The 18,051-nt window shown below is 74.7% G+C and carries 17 protein-coding genes; 2 read left to right on the forward strand and 15 right to left on the reverse strand.

Going from position 1 to position 18,051, the window contains the following annotated elements; all coding sequences use genetic code 11:
* Positions 1-55: 55 nt before the first annotated feature.
* From ABD899_RS17345 to ABD899_RS17365, 5 genes are all read right to left on the reverse strand, one after another.
* The gene (locus ABD899_RS17345; RefSeq protein ID WP_425474990.1) at positions 56-943 is read right to left on the reverse strand and encodes a fructose bisphosphate aldolase; all 888 of its coding nucleotides are present in this window, start codon (positions 941-943) and stop codon (positions 56-58) included.
* 420 nt (positions 944-1,363) lie between these two features.
* Positions 1,364-2,242, reverse strand: a complete 879-nt coding sequence (nadC, locus tag ABD899_RS17350; protein ID WP_345208320.1) for a carboxylating nicotinate-nucleotide diphosphorylase — start codon at positions 2,240-2,242, stop codon at positions 1,364-1,366.
* Positions 2,239-3,918 (reverse strand): L-aspartate oxidase, encoded by a 1,680-nt coding sequence (locus tag ABD899_RS17355; RefSeq protein ID WP_345208322.1) that lies wholly within the window; start codon positions 3,916-3,918, stop codon positions 2,239-2,241. The genes nadC and ABD899_RS17355 overlap by 4 nt, the downstream gene beginning before the upstream one ends.
* Before the next feature lie 11 nt (positions 3,919-3,929).
* A complete protein-coding gene (gene panC / locus ABD899_RS17360) occupies positions 3,930-4,847 on the reverse strand; it encodes a pantoate--beta-alanine ligase (protein ID WP_345208324.1) in 918 nt (305 codons plus the stop codon).
* The gene (locus ABD899_RS17365) at positions 4,848-5,729 is read right to left on the reverse strand and encodes a Rossmann-like and DUF2520 domain-containing protein (RefSeq protein WP_345208460.1); all 882 of its coding nucleotides are present in this window, start codon (positions 5,727-5,729) and stop codon (positions 4,848-4,850) included.
* Positions 5,730-5,823: 94 nt separating this feature from the next.
* On the opposite strand from ABD899_RS17365, the gene ABD899_RS17370 reads away from it, so the two are divergent.
* The gene (locus ABD899_RS17370) at positions 5,824-6,774 is read left to right on the forward strand and encodes an SAM-dependent methyltransferase (RefSeq protein ID WP_345208462.1); all 951 of its coding nucleotides are present in this window, start codon (positions 5,824-5,826) and stop codon (positions 6,772-6,774) included.
* A 220-nt stretch (positions 6,775-6,994) separates the two neighbouring features.
* The gene (locus tag ABD899_RS17375) at positions 6,995-8,098 is read left to right on the forward strand and encodes an NADH-quinone oxidoreductase subunit D (protein WP_345208464.1); all 1,104 of its coding nucleotides are present in this window, start codon (positions 6,995-6,997) and stop codon (positions 8,096-8,098) included.
* A gap of 9 nt (positions 8,099-8,107) precedes the next feature.
* On the opposite strand, the gene ABD899_RS17380 is transcribed toward ABD899_RS17375, so the two are convergent.
* The 10 genes from ABD899_RS17380 to ABD899_RS17425 form a co-directional block, all read right to left on the reverse strand.
* Positions 8,108-8,443 carry a hypothetical protein gene (locus ABD899_RS17380; protein ID WP_345208326.1) on the reverse strand — a complete coding sequence of 112 codons (336 nt, stop codon included), beginning with the start codon at positions 8,441-8,443 and terminating at the stop codon, positions 8,108-8,110.
* Positions 8,444-8,525: 82 nt separating this feature from the next.
* Entirely contained in the window at positions 8,526-9,032 is a 507-nt protein-coding gene (locus tag ABD899_RS17385; RefSeq protein ID WP_345208328.1) for a DUF3180 domain-containing protein, read from the reverse strand.
* Entirely contained in the window at positions 9,032-9,973 is a 942-nt protein-coding gene (gene folB, locus ABD899_RS17390; RefSeq protein ID WP_345208330.1) for a dihydroneopterin aldolase, read from the reverse strand. Before folB ends, ABD899_RS17385 begins: the two co-directional genes overlap by 1 nt.
* Positions 9,970-10,812, reverse strand: a complete 843-nt coding sequence (gene folP / locus ABD899_RS17395; RefSeq protein WP_345208332.1) for a dihydropteroate synthase — start codon at positions 10,810-10,812, stop codon at positions 9,970-9,972. Before folP ends, folB begins: the two co-directional genes overlap by 4 nt.
* A gap of 7 nt (positions 10,813-10,819) precedes the next feature.
* On the reverse strand, positions 10,820-11,437 hold the full coding sequence (gene folE / locus ABD899_RS17400) for a GTP cyclohydrolase I FolE (protein WP_345208334.1): 618 nt from the start codon (positions 11,435-11,437) through the stop codon (positions 10,820-10,822).
* On the reverse strand, positions 11,424-13,526 hold the full coding sequence (gene ftsH / locus ABD899_RS17405) for an ATP-dependent zinc metalloprotease FtsH (RefSeq protein WP_345208336.1): 2,103 nt from the start codon (positions 13,524-13,526) through the stop codon (positions 11,424-11,426). The genes folE and ftsH overlap by 14 nt, the downstream gene beginning before the upstream one ends.
* A 232-nt stretch (positions 13,527-13,758) precedes the next feature.
* Positions 13,759-14,310 (reverse strand): hypoxanthine phosphoribosyltransferase, encoded by a 552-nt coding sequence (gene hpt, locus ABD899_RS17410; protein ID WP_345208338.1) that lies wholly within the window; start codon positions 14,308-14,310, stop codon positions 13,759-13,761.
* 36 nt (positions 14,311-14,346) lie between these two features.
* On the reverse strand, positions 14,347-15,339 hold the full coding sequence (tilS, locus tag ABD899_RS17415) for a tRNA lysidine(34) synthetase TilS (protein ID WP_345208340.1): 993 nt from the start codon (positions 15,337-15,339) through the stop codon (positions 14,347-14,349).
* A gap of 149 nt (positions 15,340-15,488) precedes the next feature.
* On the reverse strand, positions 15,489-16,529 hold the full coding sequence (locus ABD899_RS17420; protein WP_345208342.1) for a zinc-dependent metalloprotease: 1,041 nt from the start codon (positions 16,527-16,529) through the stop codon (positions 15,489-15,491).
* A gap of 29 nt (positions 16,530-16,558) precedes the next feature.
* Entirely contained in the window at positions 16,559-18,004 is a 1,446-nt protein-coding gene (locus ABD899_RS17425; RefSeq protein ID WP_345208344.1) for a D-alanyl-D-alanine carboxypeptidase/D-alanyl-D-alanine-endopeptidase, read from the reverse strand.
* Positions 18,005-18,051: the final 47 nt, after the last annotated feature.

Consider the following 18,051-nt stretch of genomic DNA (forward strand, 5'->3'; position numbering starts at 1 on the left):
GCGGAGGTGGCTGCCGGGGCGACCACGTCCGCACCCACGGCGAGGGATGGCTGGCTCAGGTGACGGATGCCGCGTAGATCTCGGCGATCGAGGCGTCGAGGGTGGCGTCGAACTCCTCGTCGGTCATCCCGGCGCCCAGCCCCTCGGTGAGGGCGCGCGAGAGGCTCGCGATGACCCCGTGGTTGCGGGTGAGCCGGGCGTCGGCCTCCTGCCGCGAGTAGCCGCCCGACAGGGCCGCGACGCGCAGCACCCGCGGGTGGTCGACGAGCTCCTGGTGGAATCCGTCCTCCTCGGGCAGGGTCAGCTTGAGCATGCCCTCCTGCCCCGCGTCGAGGCCGTCGAGGTGCCTCACGAGGGCCGCCTTGAGCAGAGCCTCGGCCGCCGCCTTCTCCGGGCTGTGGATGTCGACCTCGGGCTCGACGATCGGGACGAGCCCAGCCGCGAGGATCCGCCGGGCGACCTCGAACTGCTGGGCCACGACGGCATCCACGCCCGCCTCGTTCGCGAGGAGGACGACCGAGCGCATCTTCGTGCCGAAGACGCCGTGCCCGACCGCCCGCTCGAGCAGGGCGTCGAGGCCCGGCATCGGCTTCATGAGCCGTGCCCCGTCCGCCTCGCCGGCGAGGCCCTGGTCGACCTTGAGGAAGGGCACGACCTGCTTGCGGGTCCGCAGGTACTCGGCGGACCCCACCCCGTCGACCTGGCGGTCCATGGTCTGCTCGAACAGGATGGCGGCGAGGATCCGCTCGCCCGTGAACACCGGGCTCGTCATGATGCGGGTGCGCATCTCGTGGATGAGGTCGAACATCGCGTCCTCGTCGGTGTAGGCCGACTCGGGGATGCCGTAGCGCTGCAGTGCCTTCGGGGTGCTGCCGCCGCTCTGGTCCAGGGCGGCGATGAACCCCCGCCCGGTCCTGACCTTGGTGAGCATGTCGTCGTTCACGGCTGTCCTTCCCGGTGCCGGACCCGCCGCGGTCGCGGCGGTCGGCCACCCACGTCCTTCGGGGCCAGCCTCCCCCCACGCCCGCACGGGCACAAGGACCTGGGTCACGTCCCTCGGCCGCCTCGGGTCGGCGTGCACGGACCACACCGATCGGGCGCCGATTCCCCTAGGGTCGGTTCCACGGGCGGACGCCCGTGCACCACCATCACGAAAGGCGGTCTGTCGTGCGAGGATCCGGCCTGATCTGGACGATTGTCGGAGTGCTGCTCATCATCGCCCTGCTCATCTTCATCTTCTAGGCACCCGCGCGGCGCGGGTCCCGGACCCCACGCGGGACCCGCGCCGAGCCCGCCCAGCAGGTCCGGCCCGCGGTCCGCCCCGGCCGGACGTCCCGGGCCTCGGTCCTCCTTGTCTCGGGCGTCAGCCGTCCGGCGCGAGGTCGAGGGCGATGTCGAGGATCGGCGAGGAGTGCGTGAGCCCGCCGACGGACAGGTAGTCGACGCCGGTCGCCGCGTAGGCCGCCGCGACCTCGAGCGTCAGCCCGCCCGTGGCCTCGACCTCGACGTGCTCGCCGGTGGCCCGCACGGCGGCCACGGTCGCGCGCAGCAGGTCGGTCGACATGTTGTCGCACAGCAGGAACCGCGCGCCGGCGGCGACCGACTCCAGCGCCTCGGCCGTCGTCGTCACCTCGACCTGGATGTCGACGTGCGGGAACGCCGCGCGGATGGCGTCGTAGGCCGCGGTCAGGCCCCCGGCCGCGAGCTTGTGGTTGTCCTTGACCATCGCGACGTCGTAGAGGCCCATCCGCTTGTTCGTCCCTCCGCCGCAGCGCACGGCGTACTTCTCGAGGGCGCGCAGCCCCGGGGTCGTCTTGCGCGTGTCGAGGACCATCGCACCCGAGCCGGCGAGCGCGTCGGCCCAGCGCCGCGTGTGCGTGGCCACCCCCGAGGTGCGCGAGAGCACGTTGAGGACGGTCCGCTCGGCGACGAGCGTCGTGCGGGTCGACCCGCGCAGCGTCGCGAGGTGGTCGCCGCGCACGACCCGCGACCCGTCCTCGACGTGCGCGTCGACCCAGACCTCGCCGGTGCCGAGCCGCGCGTCGACCGCCTCGACGACGAGCACCGCGACGGGCAGGCCCGCGACGACCCCGTCGGCGCGGGCGACGAGGTGCGAGAGCGACTCCTGCTCGGCCGGGATCGTCGCGAGCGTCGTGACGTCCGTGCCGTCGTCGAGGTCCTCGTCGAGGGCGCGCTCGACGACGAGCCGGGCCTCGTCGTGCGGGAATCCGTGCTCGGTCATGAGGGTGCCTCCACGGCGCGTTCGGTGAGGGCGACGACACCGTCGGGTGCGCGGGTCGCCGTGAGGTGGGTGAGCCAGCGGGCGTCGTCGCGCTCCGGGAAGTCCGAGCGCACGTGCCCGCCGCGGGTCTCCTCGCGCCGGAGTGCGACGAGCGAGAGCACCTGCCCGAGGTGGAGCAGGTTCGTCGTCTCCCACGTCAGCGGGCCCGGTTCGACCCCCGTGGGGGGCTCGAGCGCGAGGTCGCGCAGGGTCGACAGGGCCCCGCGGGTCGAGTCGGCCGAGCGGACCGGGCCCGAGCCGCGCGTCATGGCCCGCTGGACGTCGAGGCGCCGGGAGGCGTCGAGCACCGCGGCCTCGCCGTCGGCGACCTCGGGGGTGCGCAGCGGCAGCTCACCGCCGGCGAGCCGCGCGCTGACGTCGTCCGCGATCCGGTGGGCGAAGACGAGCCCCTCGAGCAGCGAGTTCGACGCCAGCCGGTTCGCGCCGTGGACGCCCGTGCACGAGCACTCGCCGCACGCGTAGAGGCCCTCGACCGACGAGCGCCCGACGAGGTCGGTCTCGACACCCCCCGACGCGTAGTGCTGGGCGGGGGCCACCGGCAGCAGCTCGGTCGCGGGGTCGAACCCGAGCTCGTGGCACCGGGCCACGATCGACGGGAAGCGCGCCGCGAGGAAGTCCCGGCCGAGGTGCCGCGCGTCGAGCCAGACGTGGTCGACGCCCTGGTCGCGCATCACGTCGAGGATCGCCCGGGCGACGACGTCGCGCGGTGCGAGGTCGGCGAGCGGATGCCGGCCCGCCATGATGCGCGCGCCCTTCCCGTCGACGAGGAACGCGCCCTCGCCGCGTACGGCCTCGGAGATGAGGGGTTGCTGCCCGGTCGAGCCCTCCCCGAGGAAGAGCACGGTGGGGTGGAACTGGACGAACTCGAGGTCGGTGACCCGCGCCCCGGCACGCAGCGCCGCCGCCATCCCGTCACCGGTCGCGACCGGCGGGTTCGTCGTCGAGGTGTAGATCTGGCCCAGGCCGCCGGTCGCGAGGACGACGGCCCGCCCGTACGCCGCGCCGACGCCGTCGACCTGGCCCTCGCCGATGACGTGGAGGGTGACCCCGCAGATTGCACCGTCGGCGGTGCTCAGCAGGTCGACGACGAGCGCGTGCTCGACGACCTCGATGCCGGGGTCGTCGACGACGCGGTGCAGCGCCGCGATGAGCGCCCGGGAGATCTCGGCCCCGGTGGCGTCGCCGCCGGCGTGCGCGATGCGGTCGCGGTGGTGGCCGCCCTCTCGGGTCAGCTTGATCTCGCCCCCGGCGTCCCGGTCGAACTCGGCGCCGAGGGCGACGAGCTCGTGGACCCGGGCGGGGCCCTCCGTGACGAGCGCCCGCACGGCCGCGACGTCGCACAGGCCCACCCCGGCCGTCAGGGTGTCCTCGAGGTGCTCCTCCGGGGTGTCCTCCGGGTGGAGCGCGGCCGCGATGCCGCCCTGGGCCCACGTCGTCGAGCCGGCCGAGAGCACGGTCTTCGTGACGAGCAGCACCCGGTCGACGCGCTCCCGCAGGCGCAGCGCACACGTGAGCCCCGCGATGCCCGAGCCGACGACGACGACGTCGGCGGTCGTCGTCCAGCCGGGTGCGGGCGCGGTGAGGCGCCGGGGCAGCGTCACGGGGGCGGACGGCATCCGGTCGGCCCTCAGACCTCGGCCCGGGCGTGCGGCACGTCCGAGAAGACGTCGAGCGCACCACCCCCGGGCCCGACGAGCACCGGGGTGTTGTCGATGAGGCGGGTCGTGCCCACCCGGGCCGCGACCGCGAGGAGGGCCTCGCCGCGGTACCACTCCGGCACGTCGGCGAGCGTGTGCGGGTGGACGAGCACGAGGTAGTCGACGAGGGCGAGCGGCTCCTCGACGAGCACCTCGCGCGCGGCCCGACGGATCGCGGACGGGCCGAACGCCGCGGCGTCGGACCCGGCTCGCAGGGCCCGGCTCAGGCACAGGGCGACCTCGCGGTCGGAGGTCGTGAGGTACATGTTGCGGCTGCTCATCGCGAGGCCGTCGGGCTCGCGCACGGTCGGCACCGAGACGATGTCGACCGGGAAGTCGAGGTCGCGCACCATCCGGCGGATGAGGAGCATCTGCTGGGCGTCCTTCTGGCCGAAGTAGGCGCTGCGGGCCGCGGTGAGGTGGAGCAGCTTGCCGACGACGGTGAGCACCCCGTCGAAGTGCCCGCGGCGCGACGCCCCCTCGAGCACCTCCCCGAGCGGTCCCGCCGAGACCCGCACGCCGGGGTCGCCGTCGGGGTAGACGACGTCCGGCGTCGGGGCGAAGACGACGTCGACCTCCGCCGACCGGCAGATCGCCATGTCGGCGTCGAAGGTCCGCGGGTAGCGCGAGAGGTCCTCCTTGGGCCCGAACTGGAGCGGGTTGAGGAAGATCGTGACGACGACGTGCGCGTGGCGCTGCCGGGCGGCCCGGATGAGCTGGGCGTGCCCGTCGTGCAGCGCCCCCATCGTCATGACGACGGCGACGTCGCGGCTCGGCAGGGCCTCGCGGGCGGCCTTGAGCTCTTCGCGGGTGTGCGCGACGGCGGGTGCGGCGGTGGCGGTGGTCACTCAGGGCTCCTGGTCGGCGAGGGTGTCGAGGAGGGGCTCGGCGGCGGCCGGTCGCAACCGGCCGCTGTCGAGCGCCCGCAGCGCGGTCGCCCGGGCGAGCGCCACGTAGGTCCTGCGGATCTCGGGCGAGAGCCGGTCCAGCTCGCGCAGGTGGTCCTCCACGGTACCGACGTCCCCGCGGGCCACCGGCCCGGTGAGGGCGGTGTCACCGAGGCGCAGCGCGTTGTCGAGGGCCGCGCGCATGAGCGGGCCGAGCAGCTTGCGGGGCTCGGCGACGCCGGCGCGCGCGAGCAGCTCCATCGCCTCGCTCGTCAGGGTGACGAGGTGGTTGGCCCCGTGGGCGAGCGCCGCGTGGTAGGCCGCCCGGTCGGCCTCGAGGACCCACACGGGGTCGGCACCCATCTCGACGACGAGGGCCTCGGCCACCGGGCGGAGCGCGTCGTCGGCGGTGACACCGAAGCAGCACTCGGCGAGCCGTTCGAGGTCCATCGCCGTGCCGGTGAACGTCATGGCGGGGTGCAGCGCGAGCGGCAGCACGTGGTGAGGACGGGTCGGCTCGAGCACACTGACCCCGTGGCGGCCACTCGTGTGCACGACGATCTGGCCGGCCTGCCACGCCCCCGTGGCGGTGAGGCCGGCCACGAGGTCGGCGAGGGCGTCGTCGGGCACGGCGAGCACGACGAGCTCGGCCCCGGCGACGACGTCGGGCACCTCGCGCACCGGCACGCCGGGCAGCAGGTCGGCGGCGCGGGCCAGGCTCGCCGCGGAGACCGCCGAGACCCCGGTGACCCCGTGGCCCGCCCGGGCGAGGGCCGCCCCGAGGACGGCGCCGACCCGGCCCGCACCGACGACTCCGACGGTGAGGCGGGCGGGGTGCTCGATGCCGTCCACAGCCGAGCACGCTACCGCCACCGCCGGGTCCGGTGCCGAGGTGGCGGGCGGGAGGGCCCGGCCCGGGGATAGCGTGCGGCTCGTGATGGTCCCGTGGCGCGAGGCGTGGCAGGGGGCGCTCTACGGTCCCAGCGGCTTCTACCGCCGGGCCGAGGGGCCGGCCGGCCACTTCACGACGGCAGCCCACGGCCCGCTCGGTGCCGTGCTCGCCACCGCACTCGGCACGCTCGCCGACCGCGAGGCCGCGACGCACGTCGTCGACGTCGGCTGCGGTCGCGGCGAGCTGCTCACCCACCTGCACGCCGCCCGGCCCGACCTGCGCCTCACCGGGGTCGACGTCGTCGACCGCCCCGGCGGGCTGCCGGATGCCGTGGCGTGGCTGCGCTCGCCCGGTGGCCCCGCGCTGCCGCCCGGGCTGCGCGACCTCGACGACGTGCTCGTCGTCGCCCTCGAGTGGCTCGACGTCGTGCCGTGCACCGTGGCCGAGGTCGTCGCACCCGGCCGGCTCGCGGTCGTGCTCGTCGACCCGTCGAGCGGGAGGGAGTCGCACGGGGGGCCACCCTCCCCCGACGAGCTCGAGTGGTGCGTCCGCCACTGGCCGCTCGACGGGCTCGCGCCCGGCGCGCGCGTCGAGGTGGGCACGACGCGGGATGCCGCATGGGCCGACCTGGGCTCGAGGGTGCGGCGCGGCGCGCTGCTCGCCGTCGACTACGGCCACACCCGCGGCGCCCGGCCCGCCGCCGGCACGCTCACGGCATACCGCGCTGGTACCACCGTCCGGCCGGTGCCCGACGGCACGTGCGACCTCACCGCCCACGTCGCCGTCGACGCGCTCGAGCACGACGTGCTGGCCACGCAGCGGGAGTCACTGCGCGACCTGGGGGTGGACCCCGGCATCCCGCCGGCCGCGCACGCACGCACCGACCCGGCGGCCTACCTCGCGGCCCTGGCCACCGCGTCGGCCGCGGCGGCCCTGACCGACCCGGCGGGTCTCGGCGGCTTCCGGTGGGTCCTGCGGCGGGTGCACCGGTCGTGACGGCCCGACCGGGTCCGTGGCACCCGGTCGGCGGGCCCAGGACGTCGGTCTCGTCACGGGCGACGGGGGCGAGACGTCCGCCGGATGCCGGGCGCCGCCGCTCGGGCGAGGGCAGGCCGTGGTGCGGCAGACTGTCCGGGTGACCACGGAGAGCGATGCCGGCACGGGCCCCCGGGTGCTCGACGTGGGCACCGGTGCGGGGGGGCTCGCGACGGCCGACATGGTGCTCAACATCGGTCCCCAGCACCCGGCGACGCACGGGGTCCTGCGGCTGCGGGTCGTCCTCGACGGCGAGCGGATCATCTCGGCCGAGCCGGTCGTCGGCTACATGCACCGCGGCGCCGAGAAGCTCTTCGAGGTGCGCGACTACCGGCAGATCACGGTGCTCGCGAACCGCCACGACTGGCTCTCGGCGTTCGGCAACGAGCTCGGCGTCGTCCTCGGTGTCGAGGCGATGCTCGGGATGGAGGTCCCCGAGCGCGCGGTGTGGCTGCGCACCCTGCTCGCCGAGCTCAACCGGGTGCTGTCACACCTGATGTTCCTCGGCTCCTACCCGCTCGAGCTCGGCGCGATCACGCCGGTGTTCTACGCGTTCCGCGAGCGCGAGGAGCTCCAGGCCGTCATGGAGGAGGCCTCCGGCGGGCGGATGCACTACATGTTCAACCGGGTCGGCGGCCTCAAGGAGGACGTGCCCGCGGGCTGGCTGGGACGGGTCGACGCGGCGGTCGGGTCGGTGCGGCGGCGGCTGCCCGAGCTCGAGTCGCTCGTCGTCGGCAACGAGATCCTCGAGGCCCGCACCCGCGGGGTGGGCGTGCTCGACACGGCGACGTGCGCGGCCTACGGCGTGTCCGGGCCCATCGCCCGCGCGAGCGGGCTCGACCTCGACCTGCGCCGCGACGACCCCTACCTCGCGTACGGCGTCCTGTTCGCCCCCGGCGGGCCCGGGCGCGTCGTGACCCGGACCGCGGGCGACTGCCTGGCCCGCCTCGAGGTGCTGCTCGAGCAGGTGCACGTCAGCCTCGACCTGGCGCAGGCCTGCCTCGACACCCTCGCGACGCTGCCGGCCGGCCCGGTCAACCAGCGCCTGCCCAAGGTGCTCAAGGTGCCCGAGGGCGAGCGCTACACGGCGACCGAGAACCCGTTGGGCCTCAACGGGTACCACCTCGTCTCGCGCGGCGAGAAGACCCCGTGGCGGCTCAAGCTGCGCTCGGCGTCGTTCAACAACGTGCAGGTGCTCTCGCGGGTGCTGCCCGGGTGCCTCGTCGCCGACATGGTCGCCGTGCTCGGGTCGATGTTCTTCGTCGTCGGCGACGTCGACAAGTAGCCGCCGCCGTCAGGGGACGGTCGCCTCCCGCGCCGCGGTGGCGCACAGGCTGTCCGGGTCGGCGTTCGCGAAGGTCGCGTCGAGGTCGATGTCCTGGTCCGCGGCGACGGTGCCCAGGAGGCGGCACAGGTCCCGCACGTCGGCCTCGGTGGCCGCGGCATCAGAGGACCCGCTGACGAACTGGTCGACGGCCTCCCCCGCGGTGCTGGCGGCGGAGCACGACGCGAGCATCGTCAGCACGATGACGACGTTGACCCAGGTCGGCAGCCGGACGATCGGCGGGCGTGCCGGTGCCGGTGGCGTCGCTCCGGCGGGTGGCGAGGGGGCGGCGGTCGGGTCGGGCATGGGGTCCCCTCCGGAGGGGTGGCAGCGAGGTGGCGAGGTGGCGCGGTGGCGAGGGCCAGTATCGCGCAGGCCGGCCGGTCGGTCAGCGGTGGTGGTCGTCGCGGTCGAGCCGGTCACTCTCGCCGCGCTCCCCGAGGTCCTCCTCGGGCGGCTCGATGCGGCACCAGCGCTGTGCGACGAGCCCGGCGGCCGACAGCGCGAGCGACGCGACGACGAGTGCGCCGAGTGGCAGCAGCCGGCCGCGGTTCGCGACGAGCGACAGGTCGGTGAGCACGACGGCGACCTGCCCGGCGTACCAGCCGGCTGCGGCCGCCCCCGTGATCGCCGCGGCCTGGGCGAGCACGACGACGCGGGCGGCCCGCAACGGGTCGAGGGTGCTCGTCGCGCGACCGGTGAGGTAGCGCCGCACCGGCCGGGCCATCCACAGCACGAGCCCACCCATGACGACGAGGAGCACCCCGGCGAGCAGCGACGGCCGCGGCACGAGCGACCCGTCGCGGGTGAGGAGCGCGAAGACGGCGAAGCCCAGGATGCCGGTCACCGCCGCGACGAGCACGAGGGTGTGGACGCGGATCTCTCGGTGGCGCATCAGCGCTCGTGTCCTTCGTCGGAGGGGTCGTCGGGGCCGGGTGCCGTGGCGGGCGCACGGCGCCGGATGCCGTGCCCGGTGGCCCCGGCGAGGTCGCGGACCGCGAGCACCCGGTCGCCGTGGCGGAGCACCGCGGCGGGGTCGACGTCGGCCCACGGGACGAGGACGAAGCCGCGCGCGTGCGCCCTCGGGTGCGGCAGGGTGAGTGCCGGGTCGGCGGAGACGACGTCGGTGCCGGCGGCGGGGTCCCCGTACTGGACGAGGTCGAGGTCGAGGGTCCGCGGCCCCCAGCGCACGTCCCGGCTGCGCCCGAACCGGGCCTCGATGCCGTGCAGCGCCTCGAGGAGGTCCTGCGCTGACAGCGTCGACCGGGCGACGACGACGGCGTTGACGTAGACCGGCTGGTCGGCGGGCCCGCCGACGGGGTCGCTGTCGAACAGCGCCGACGCGGTGACGTGGGCCAGGCCCGGGGTCGTCTCGAGTGCGGCGACCGCCGCCTCGACGGTGACCTCGGGGGCCTCGCCGTCGCGGGGCAGGTTCGCCCCGAGCGCGACGACGACCGGCACCGGGGCCGCCGTCTCGCGCGTGCGCACCACGGTGACCGCGACGTCCCCGAAGGGCACGCCGACCGGGGCGTGCGGCTTGTGGACCGTGACCCGCACCTCCTCGACGCGGCGGTCGCGACGGACGTCCTCGGCGATAACCGTCGCCAGCCGCTCGATGAGGTCGAAGGGCTCCCCCTCGACCCGGGCGACGACTCCCGCCGCCAGCGCGCCGTAGTCGACGGTGTCGTGCAGGTCGTCGGTGGCCCCGGCGCGGCCGAGGTCGAGCGTGACCTCGACATCGATGACGAACTCCTGACCGTCGCGCCGCTCGTGCTCGAAGACGCCGTGGTACCCCGTGGCCCGAACGCCCCGCAGCGAGATCCGGTCGGCGCTCACGGCATCCCCCGGCGAGGCTCGCGCAGCGCCTCGACGACGTCGAGGGCGTCGACGGTCGAGGCGACGTCGTGCACCCGGACGCCCCAGGCCCCCAGGCGCGCGACGTGCACGGTCGTCGCCGCGGTCGCGACGTCGCGCTCGAGCGGCGCTCGCACGGTCTCCGGGGTGCGACCGACGAGCCCGAGGAAGGCCTTGCGCGAGCTGCCGACGAGCACGGGGTGACCCAGGGCCACGAGCTCGTCGAGGCGACGGAGCAGCTCCCAGTTGTGCTCGGCGCGCTTGGCGAAGCCCAGGCCCGGGTCGAGGACGATGTCGGCGGCGGGGATGCCGGCGGCCGTGAGGGCCTCGACGCGCTCGGTGAGCTCTCGCGCGACGTCGGCGACGACGTCGCCGTAGTCGGCCCGCGACTGCATGTCCCTGCTGTGGCCTCGCCAGTGCATCGCGACGAACGGAACGGCGCGCTCGGCCACGAGGGGCGCCATGTCGGGGTCGGCGAGGCCCCCGCTCACGTCGTTGACGAGGGTCGCACCGGCATCGAGCGCGGCTGCGGCCACCTCGGCGCGCATCGTGTCGATGCTCACCGGCGCGAGGGCGCTGAGTGCCTCGACGACGGGGACGACCCGGCGCAGCTCCTCGTCCGTGGCGGGCCGCTCGGCCCCCGGACGGGTCGACTCACCGCCGACGTCGAGGAGGTCCGCCCCCTGCGCGACGAGCTCACGACCGTGCGCGAGGGCGGCCTCGGGGGTGAACCACGCCCCTCCGTCGCTGAAGGAGTCGGGCGTGACGTTGACGACCCCGATGACGAGCGGACGCCCGCCCCTCGGTTCCGGGAGGGTCACCGGGCGGTCACCGCTTGCCGCCGAGCAGCAGCGACATCGCCTCGGCGCGGGTCGCCGGGTTGCGCAGCTGGCCGCGCACGGCGGAGGTGATGGTGCGCGAGCCGGGCTTCTGCACCCCGCGCATCGACATGCACAGGTGCTCGGCCTCGATGACGACGATGACGCCCTGCACCCCGAGGTGCTCGACGAGGGCATCGGCCACCTGCGTCGTGATCTGCTCCTGCACCTGGGGCCGGCGGGCGAAGACCTCGACGAGCCGGCCGAGCTTGCTCAGGCCGGTGACCTTGCCGTCGTCGGAGGGGATGTAGCCGATGTGGGCGACGCCGTGGAAGGGCAGGAGGTGGTGCTCGCACGTGGAGTACATCGGGATGTCGCGCACGATGATGAGCTCGTCGTGCTCGATGGAGAACGTCTTCGCCAGCACGTCGGCCGGGTCCTGGCCCATCCCGCCGTACAGCTCGCGCGCGGCCCGGGCCACCCGGCCCGGGGTGTCGACGAGGCCCTCGCGTTCGGGGTCCTCGCCGATCGCGAGGAGGAACTCGCGCACGGCCGCCTCGGCCCTCGGGAGGTCGACCGGGGCGAGCGGCCGCTGCGGGTCGACCTCGTCGGGGTCAGGGCTCGACACGCCCACCGTCCGGCACCTCGACGACCTTGACCGGCGGGTTCTCCTCGTGCTCGCGCACGGTGCCTGCGCTCGCGGCGGCGTCGATCTCGGCCTGGGTGCCGGGGTCGCCCGGTGTCACGGTGGCCCCCGCGGGCGCGCCGGACCCGTTGCGGCCGTTGAGCGCGGCCTGCTCGGCCGGGGTGAGCACCGGCGGCCGGTCGGACAGGGTGCGGTGCTCGCTCGAGAGCCACAGCGGACGGGTGGGACGCTTGCGGACCCCGGCGAAGAGCTCGGCGAGCTCGGCCGCGTTGAGGGTCTCCTTCTCGAGCAGCTCGAGGACGAGGTGGTCGAGGATGTCGCGGTTGTCGTTGACCGCGTGCCAGGCCTCGTCGTGGGCGTCGTCGACGAGCTTGCGCACCTCCTCGTCGACGACCCCGGCGACCTGCTCGGAGTAGTCGCGCTGGTGGCCCATGTCGCGCCCGAGGAAGACCTCGCCCTGGCTCTGGCCGAGCTTGACCGCGCCGACCCGCTCGCTCATCCCGAACTCGGTGACCATCTTGCGGGCCATCGCCGTGGCCTTCTCGATGTCGTTGGCCGCGCCGGTCGTCGGGTCGTGGAAGATGATCTCCTCCGCGACGCGCCCACCGAGTGCGTACGCGAGCTGGTCGAGGATCTCGTTGCGGGTCGTCGAGTACTTGTCGTCGGTCGGCATGACCATCGTGTACCCGAGCGCGCGGCCGCGCGGCAGGATCGTCACCTTCGTGACGGGGTCGGTGTGGTTCATCGCCGCGGCGACGAGGGCGTGGCCACCCTCGTGGTAGGCGGTGATCTTGCGCTCCTTCGCCGACATGATCCGGGTGCGCTTCTGGGGGCCGGCGATGACCCGGTCGATGGCCTCGTCGAGGACGTCGTCGTCGATGAGCTTCCGGTCGCTGCGGGCGGTGAGCAGCGCCGCCTCGTTGAGGACGTTGGCGAGGTCGGCACCGGTGAACCCGGGCGTGCGGCGGGCGACCGCGAGCAGGTCGACTCCGGCGGCCATCGGCTTGCCCTGGGAGTGCACCTCGAGGATGCGGTGGCGACCGATCATGTCGGGCGCCTCGACGGCGATCTGGCGGTCGAAGCGACCGGGGCGCAGCAGGGCGGGGTCGAGGATGTCGGGGCGGTTGGTGGCCGCGATGAGGATGACGTTGGTCTTGACGTCGAAGCCGTCCATCTCGACGAGCAGCTGGTTGAGGGTCTGCTCGCGCTCGTCGTGCCCGCCGCCGAGGCCGGCGCCACGGTGGCGGCCGACGGCGTCGATCTCGTCGACGAAGACGATGGCGGGCGCGTTGGCCTTGGCCTGCTCGAACAGGTCGCGCACCCGCGAGGCGCCGACGCCGACGAACATCTCGACGAAGTCCGAGCCGGAGATCGAGTAGAAGGGCACGCCGGCCTCACCGGCGACCGCGCGGGCGAGGAGGGTCTTGCCCGTGCCGGGCGGGCCGTAGAGCAGGACGCCCTTGGGGATCTTGGCCCCGACGGCGAGGAACTTCGCCGGCTCGGCGAGGAACTCCTTGATCTCGTGCAGCTCCTCGACCGCCTCGTCGGCTCCGGCGACATCGGCGAAGGTGACCTTGGGGGTGTCCTTCGTCGCGAGCTTCGCCTTCGACTTGCCGAACTGCATGACCCGCGAGCCGCCGCCCTGCGCCTGGCTCATGAGGAACCAGAAGAGCCCGACGAGCAGGAGCACCGGGAAGAAGCTGATGAAGATGGTCCAGAAGGCGCTGTCGCTCTCGACCTTGTCGTTGTAGCCCTCGGGGAGGTTCGTGCGCAGGGACTCGACGAGCTGCTCGGCCCGGGCGTCGACGTACTCCGCGCGCACCTTCGTGGCGTCCCGGACGTCGGTCTCCTCGTCGGTGAAGTCCTGCCCCTCCCGCAGGTCGAGCGTCAGGACGTTCTCGGTCGTCATCTGCGCCGACTCGACCTTCTTCTCGGCGATGAGCTTCTCGGCCTGGGCGGTGGTGATCGTCGTGTAGCCGCCGTTGCCGTCGAAGGAGAACACCGTGAGCATCACCACGACGACGGCCAGGACCCAGAACAGCGGGGCCTTGAAGATGCGCTTGAAGTCCATGTGGGTGCGGAGCCGACGCTCCGGTCCTCCTGCTCGTCGTCAGTCGGCCGCTCGGAGGTCACACCGGGCGGAACGGGTACACGCTAGCAACGCGCCCACCTCGTCCCGTGTTCCGGACGCGGGCGCAGGTGCGACGGCATCCGGCGATGGGACGCGACGGCATCCGGAGGGCGGGACGCCACGGCATCCCGCGTTCCGGACGCCACGGCATCCCCGACGGCGGCGGCCCGCCTCAGCTGTACACGTGCGGGGCGAGCGTGCCGACGACGCGCAGGCCCCGGTAGGCCTCGGCGTAGTCGAGGCCGTAGCCGACGACGAACTCGTTCGGGATGTCGAACCCGACCCACTTGACGTCGACCTCGACCTTGGCGGCCTCGGGCTTGCGCAGCAGGGTGCAGATCTCGACCGAGGCGGGGCTGCGCGACTCGAGGTTGGACCTGATCCACGACAGGGTCAGCCCGGAGTCGACGATGTCCTCGACGATGAGGACGTGGCGGCCGGAGATGTCACCGTCGAGGTCCTTGAGGATGCGCACGACGCCGCTGCTCTTCGTGCCCGACCCGTACGACGACACGGCCATCCAGTCGACCGGCACGCTCACCGGCAGGGCGCGCATGAGGTCGGCCATGACCATGACCGCCCCCTTGAGCACGCCCACGAGCAGGAGGTCCTTGCCGTCGTACTCCGTCGCGATCTGCCCGGCGAGCTCGTCGAGCTTGGCGTGGATCTCCTCCTCGGTGATGAGGACTCGTTCGAGGTCGGATCCCATGTGGGCGGCGTCCACTGCTGCTCCTGGTGTGGGGGGCGAGGGCTGCGTGGCCTACTCAACCAGAGCGGGGGGACCGATGGACACCCGACCGCCGGATCGCCGGACCCGCAGCCCCCCCGGTGCGTGCACGGCGCCCTGCCCGTGCCACGCCGTGAGGAGCCGGTCGCAGGCGTCGGTGTGCCGGGCCGTCACCTGGCCCGCGGGTGCACCCGCTGCGACGAGGAGGCGGCGCCACACCCGGGTGCGCACCGCTCGGGGCAGGGCGGCGACCGCCTCGACGGACCACGGGCCGGGCGCGAGGGCGGTGACGGCGGCGTCGGCGAGCGCGTCGAGGTGGTCGGCGTCGTCGCGCAGCTGGGATGCCGTGCGCGCGAGTGCCGTCGCGACCCCCGGCCCGAGGTCGCGCTCGAGGTCGGCGAGGGCCCTGCGGGCGCGGACCCGCGTGAAGGCGGGGTCGTCGTTCATGGGGTCGTCCCACCACGCGAGCCCCTCGGCGGCGGCGGACGCCCGGGCCTGCGCCCGGGTCACCCCGAGGAGGGGACGGCGGTAGCGGCCGCGGGCGGCCGGCATCCCGGCGAGCGAGCGGGCACCCGCGCCGCGCACGAGCCCGAGGAGCACCTGCTCGGCCTGGTCGTCGAGGGTGTGGCCGAGGAGCACGACGGCAGCCCCGTGCCGGTCGGCGGCGGCGTCGAGAGCGGCGTAGCGGGCCGAGCGGGCGGCCGCCTCGAGGCCCTCCCCCGCGCCGGCGACCCGGACCGCGACGAGGTCGACGGGCTCGAGGGACAGCGCACGCAGGGTCTCGGCCGCCCCCGCCGCGACCTCGGCGGACCCCTCCTGGAGGCCGTGGTCGACGACGATCCCCCCGGCACGCAGACCGGCTGCCGGCGCCTCGAACGCCGTCGCCGCGGCGAGCGCGAGCGAGTCGGCGCCGCCGCTGCACGCGACGAGCACGAGGGCGTCGGGTGGCAGGCCGGCGAGCACCGCGCGCACGGCGTGCCGGACCGCCGCCGTCGCGGGGTGGGGTCGACCCCAGCGCCTCTCCACCGCCGCATCCTTGCCGACCTCGTGCGGTTTGCACACGGTTCTCACGGGGTCGGTCCTGCGAGAACCGCGTGCAACTCGCACGAGGTGGGATGCCGGGCCGGGGCGAAGCCGGGGCCGGGGCCGGGGCGGGCTCCCAGGCGGTCAGCGGGTCAGCCGTGGACGCGGCGGACCCAGGCGTGCGGGTCCTCGATCTCGCGGGCCATCGGGAGGGTCTCGGGAGAGGTCCAGATCGCGTTGAAGCCCTCGACGCCCACCCGCTCCTGCACGCCGCGCACGAACACGGCGCCGTCACGGTACTGGCGCATCTTCGCCTCGAGCCCGAGGAGGCGGCGCAGCATCCGGTCTGCGGCGCCCACGCCCTTGCGGCGCTGCGTGAACCGCGCCCGGATGTGCGCGACGGTCGGGATGTGCGCGGGCCCGACGTCGTCCATTACGACGTCGGCGTGCCCCTCGAGGAGCGACATGATCGCGGTGAGGCCGGCGAGCCGCTCGCGCTGCTCGGGCGTCGTGAAGAGCTCGGTGAGCCCGGCGCTGCCCTCGCGGAAGACCTCCGGAAGCTTCTCGGTGAGGATGCCGGCCAGCTCGGTGAGCCGCTCGGTGTCGGGTGCGAGGTCGACGGCGAGGCTGCGGGCCTCGGCGACGAGGTGCTCGCGCAGCCACGGGTTCGCGGTGAACTGCACGCGGTGGGTCTCCTCGTGCATGCACACCCAGGCGCGGAAGTCGGTACGGTCGACCCCCAGCTCGTCGGCGACGGCGACGATGTTCGGCGCGACGAGCATGAGCGCCGGCGTGCCACCCGGGGCGAGGTCGTACTGCCCGAGCACCTTGCTCGCCATGAAGGCGAGGAGGGCACCCGCCTCGGCGCCGGTCACCTTGGACCCGACGGCCTGCACGCCCGGATGCGGCGCCTCCCCCCGCCGCTCGATGATCGCGTCGAACGTGGGGTCGAGCATCGCGCTCATCGAGTCGGCGTTGACCGCGATCCACGTGGCGCGGTCGACGACGAGGGCGTCCGGGGCGTCGTCGGGCGTGTCGAGGAGGGCCGTCGCGGCCACCGGCTCCCGGGCGGCCCGGGCGGCGGCCCGGATCGCCGCGACCTCGGCCTCCGCCTCGGCACGCGTGACGGTCGGGCCCGCGGGCACGAGGGTGCGCCCGGTCGTCTTCGCGAACTCCCAGTCGACGTATCCCACGCAGGTCCTGCCTCTCCGTCGTGCCGCCGTCAGCGGCAGCCGCACCTGGTCAGCGCGGCCACGATCCGGTCCAACGCGGCCCGGGCGCGCTGCGTTCCCCCGAAGGTCTCCGGGAACTCGTCGACGAGGACGACGTAGGTGAGCGGCCGCCCGTCGGCACTCACCGTCGTGCCCGCGAGCGCGGACCCGGCCCGCAACGTGCCCGTCTTGGCCCTCGGCACCCCGGCGACGTCCTGCGTCGCGTCGGCGGTGAAGCGCCGCCTGAGCGTGCCCGAGAGCCCGCCCACCGGCAGCCCGGCGAGCACGCCGCGCAGCTCCGGGAGCTGACCCGAAGCCTCGACGGCCGCGAGCCGCAGCACGCCGGACAGCGTCGCGGCGCTCGCGGCCTGGTCCGGGCTCAGGCCGCTCGCGTCCTTCAGGACGAGCCCCTCGGTCGGGACGTCGTGGGCGGTGAGCCGCTCGACGATGAAGTCCGCGTTGTCGCCCTGCCCGGTCGTCGGGCGCCCGGCGGTCGCGGCCGCCTGGCGGACGAGGTTCTCGGTGAGGGCGTTCTCGCTCCGGTCGAGCGCGAGGTCGAGCACGTCGGCGTAGGTCGCCGACTCGACCGACCCGAGCTCGAGGGCACCGGCCGGGGCCGGCTCGGTCCACGTGCGCTCGGGGGCGAGGGTGGCCCGGATCCCCCGGTCGGACAGCGCCTCGGCGAACACCCGCGCCACCTCGCGCTCCGGGAAGCGGGGCGACGGGCGGCCGGCGGCCGGCAGCTGGGTCGCGAGGCCGGTCATGACGACGGCCTGGGTGAAGCCGTCGCGCACGTCGTTCGGGTTCCACGTCGAGGGGTAGCGGGGCCCGGGAGCCCAGCTCAGGTCGAGGCGCAGCGTCGCCGTCCTCGCGCCGCTCGGCGCGAGGGCGTCGGCCACCTCGGCGGCGAGGTCCGCGAGCCCCGCCCGCCCCGCGACGGCATCCGGGTCGCCCGTGCCCGGGGCGAGGAGGGTGTCCCCGCTCGCGACGAGCACGAGGTCGGTCGACCCGGCCGGGGCGACGACGCGGGTGGCCATCGTGGCGCCGAGGTCGACGCCGTCGACGACGGCGAGCGCGGCGAGCAGCTTGGCGGTCGAGGCGGGGACGCGCGGCCGGTCGGCGTCGAGCGCCCACAGCTCCTCGCCGGTGATGCCGTCCCGCACGCTGATCCCGACGCCGCCGTCGAGGGCGGGGTCGCCCGAGGCTGCGGTCAGGGCCCGCTCGAGGCCCGCGGCGGTCGGCACCGGGGCGTCGGAGCCGGTGTCGGCGAGCACCGGGTCGACGACGGCCGGCTCGGGCAGCACGACGGGCGCCGGGGACCCGGAGACGGTGGGCGTGGGCACCGGGACCGGGCGGTCGAGGGTGAGGATGCCGGGCGCCGCGTCGAGGACGTCGGCCGCGGCGTACGTCGAGACGGCGAGGAGGACGCCCGCCGAGGCGAGCATGACCCGTCTCACCCCGTCTCCCTTCGTGGTTCCGCGGGCCGATGCGCCACACTGTGCAG

Source organism: Fodinibacter luteus, from assembly GCF_039541575.1.
GTDB lineage: Bacteria > Actinomycetota > Actinomycetes > Actinomycetales > Dermatophilaceae > Fodinibacter > Fodinibacter luteus.

Bases quoted from the DNA above. Each gene is read 5' to 3' on its own strand.
- nadC (WP_345208320.1), bottom strand. From the start codon at position 2,242: ATGACCGAGCACGGATTCCCGCACGACGAGGCCCGGCTCGTCGTCGAG.
- ABD899_RS17385 (WP_345208328.1), bottom strand. From the start codon at position 9,032: ATGCGCCACCGAGAGATCCGCGTCCACACCCTCGTGCTCGTCGCGGCG.
- ABD899_RS17375 (WP_345208464.1), top strand. From the start codon at position 6,995: ATGGTGCTCAACATCGGTCCCCAGCACCCGGCGACGCACGGGGTCCTG.
- ABD899_RS17355 (WP_345208322.1), bottom strand. From the start codon at position 3,918: ATGCCGTCCGCCCCCGTGACGCTGCCCCGGCGCCTCACCGCGCCCGCA.
- ABD899_RS17370 (WP_345208462.1), top strand. From the start codon at position 5,824: ATGGTCCCGTGGCGCGAGGCGTGGCAGGGGGCGCTCTACGGTCCCAGC.
- ABD899_RS17380 (WP_345208326.1), bottom strand. From the start codon at position 8,443: ATGCCCGACCCGACCGCCGCCCCCTCGCCACCCGCCGGAGCGACGCCA.
- ftsH (WP_345208336.1), bottom strand. From the start codon at position 13,526: ATGGACTTCAAGCGCATCTTCAAGGCCCCGCTGTTCTGGGTCCTGGCC.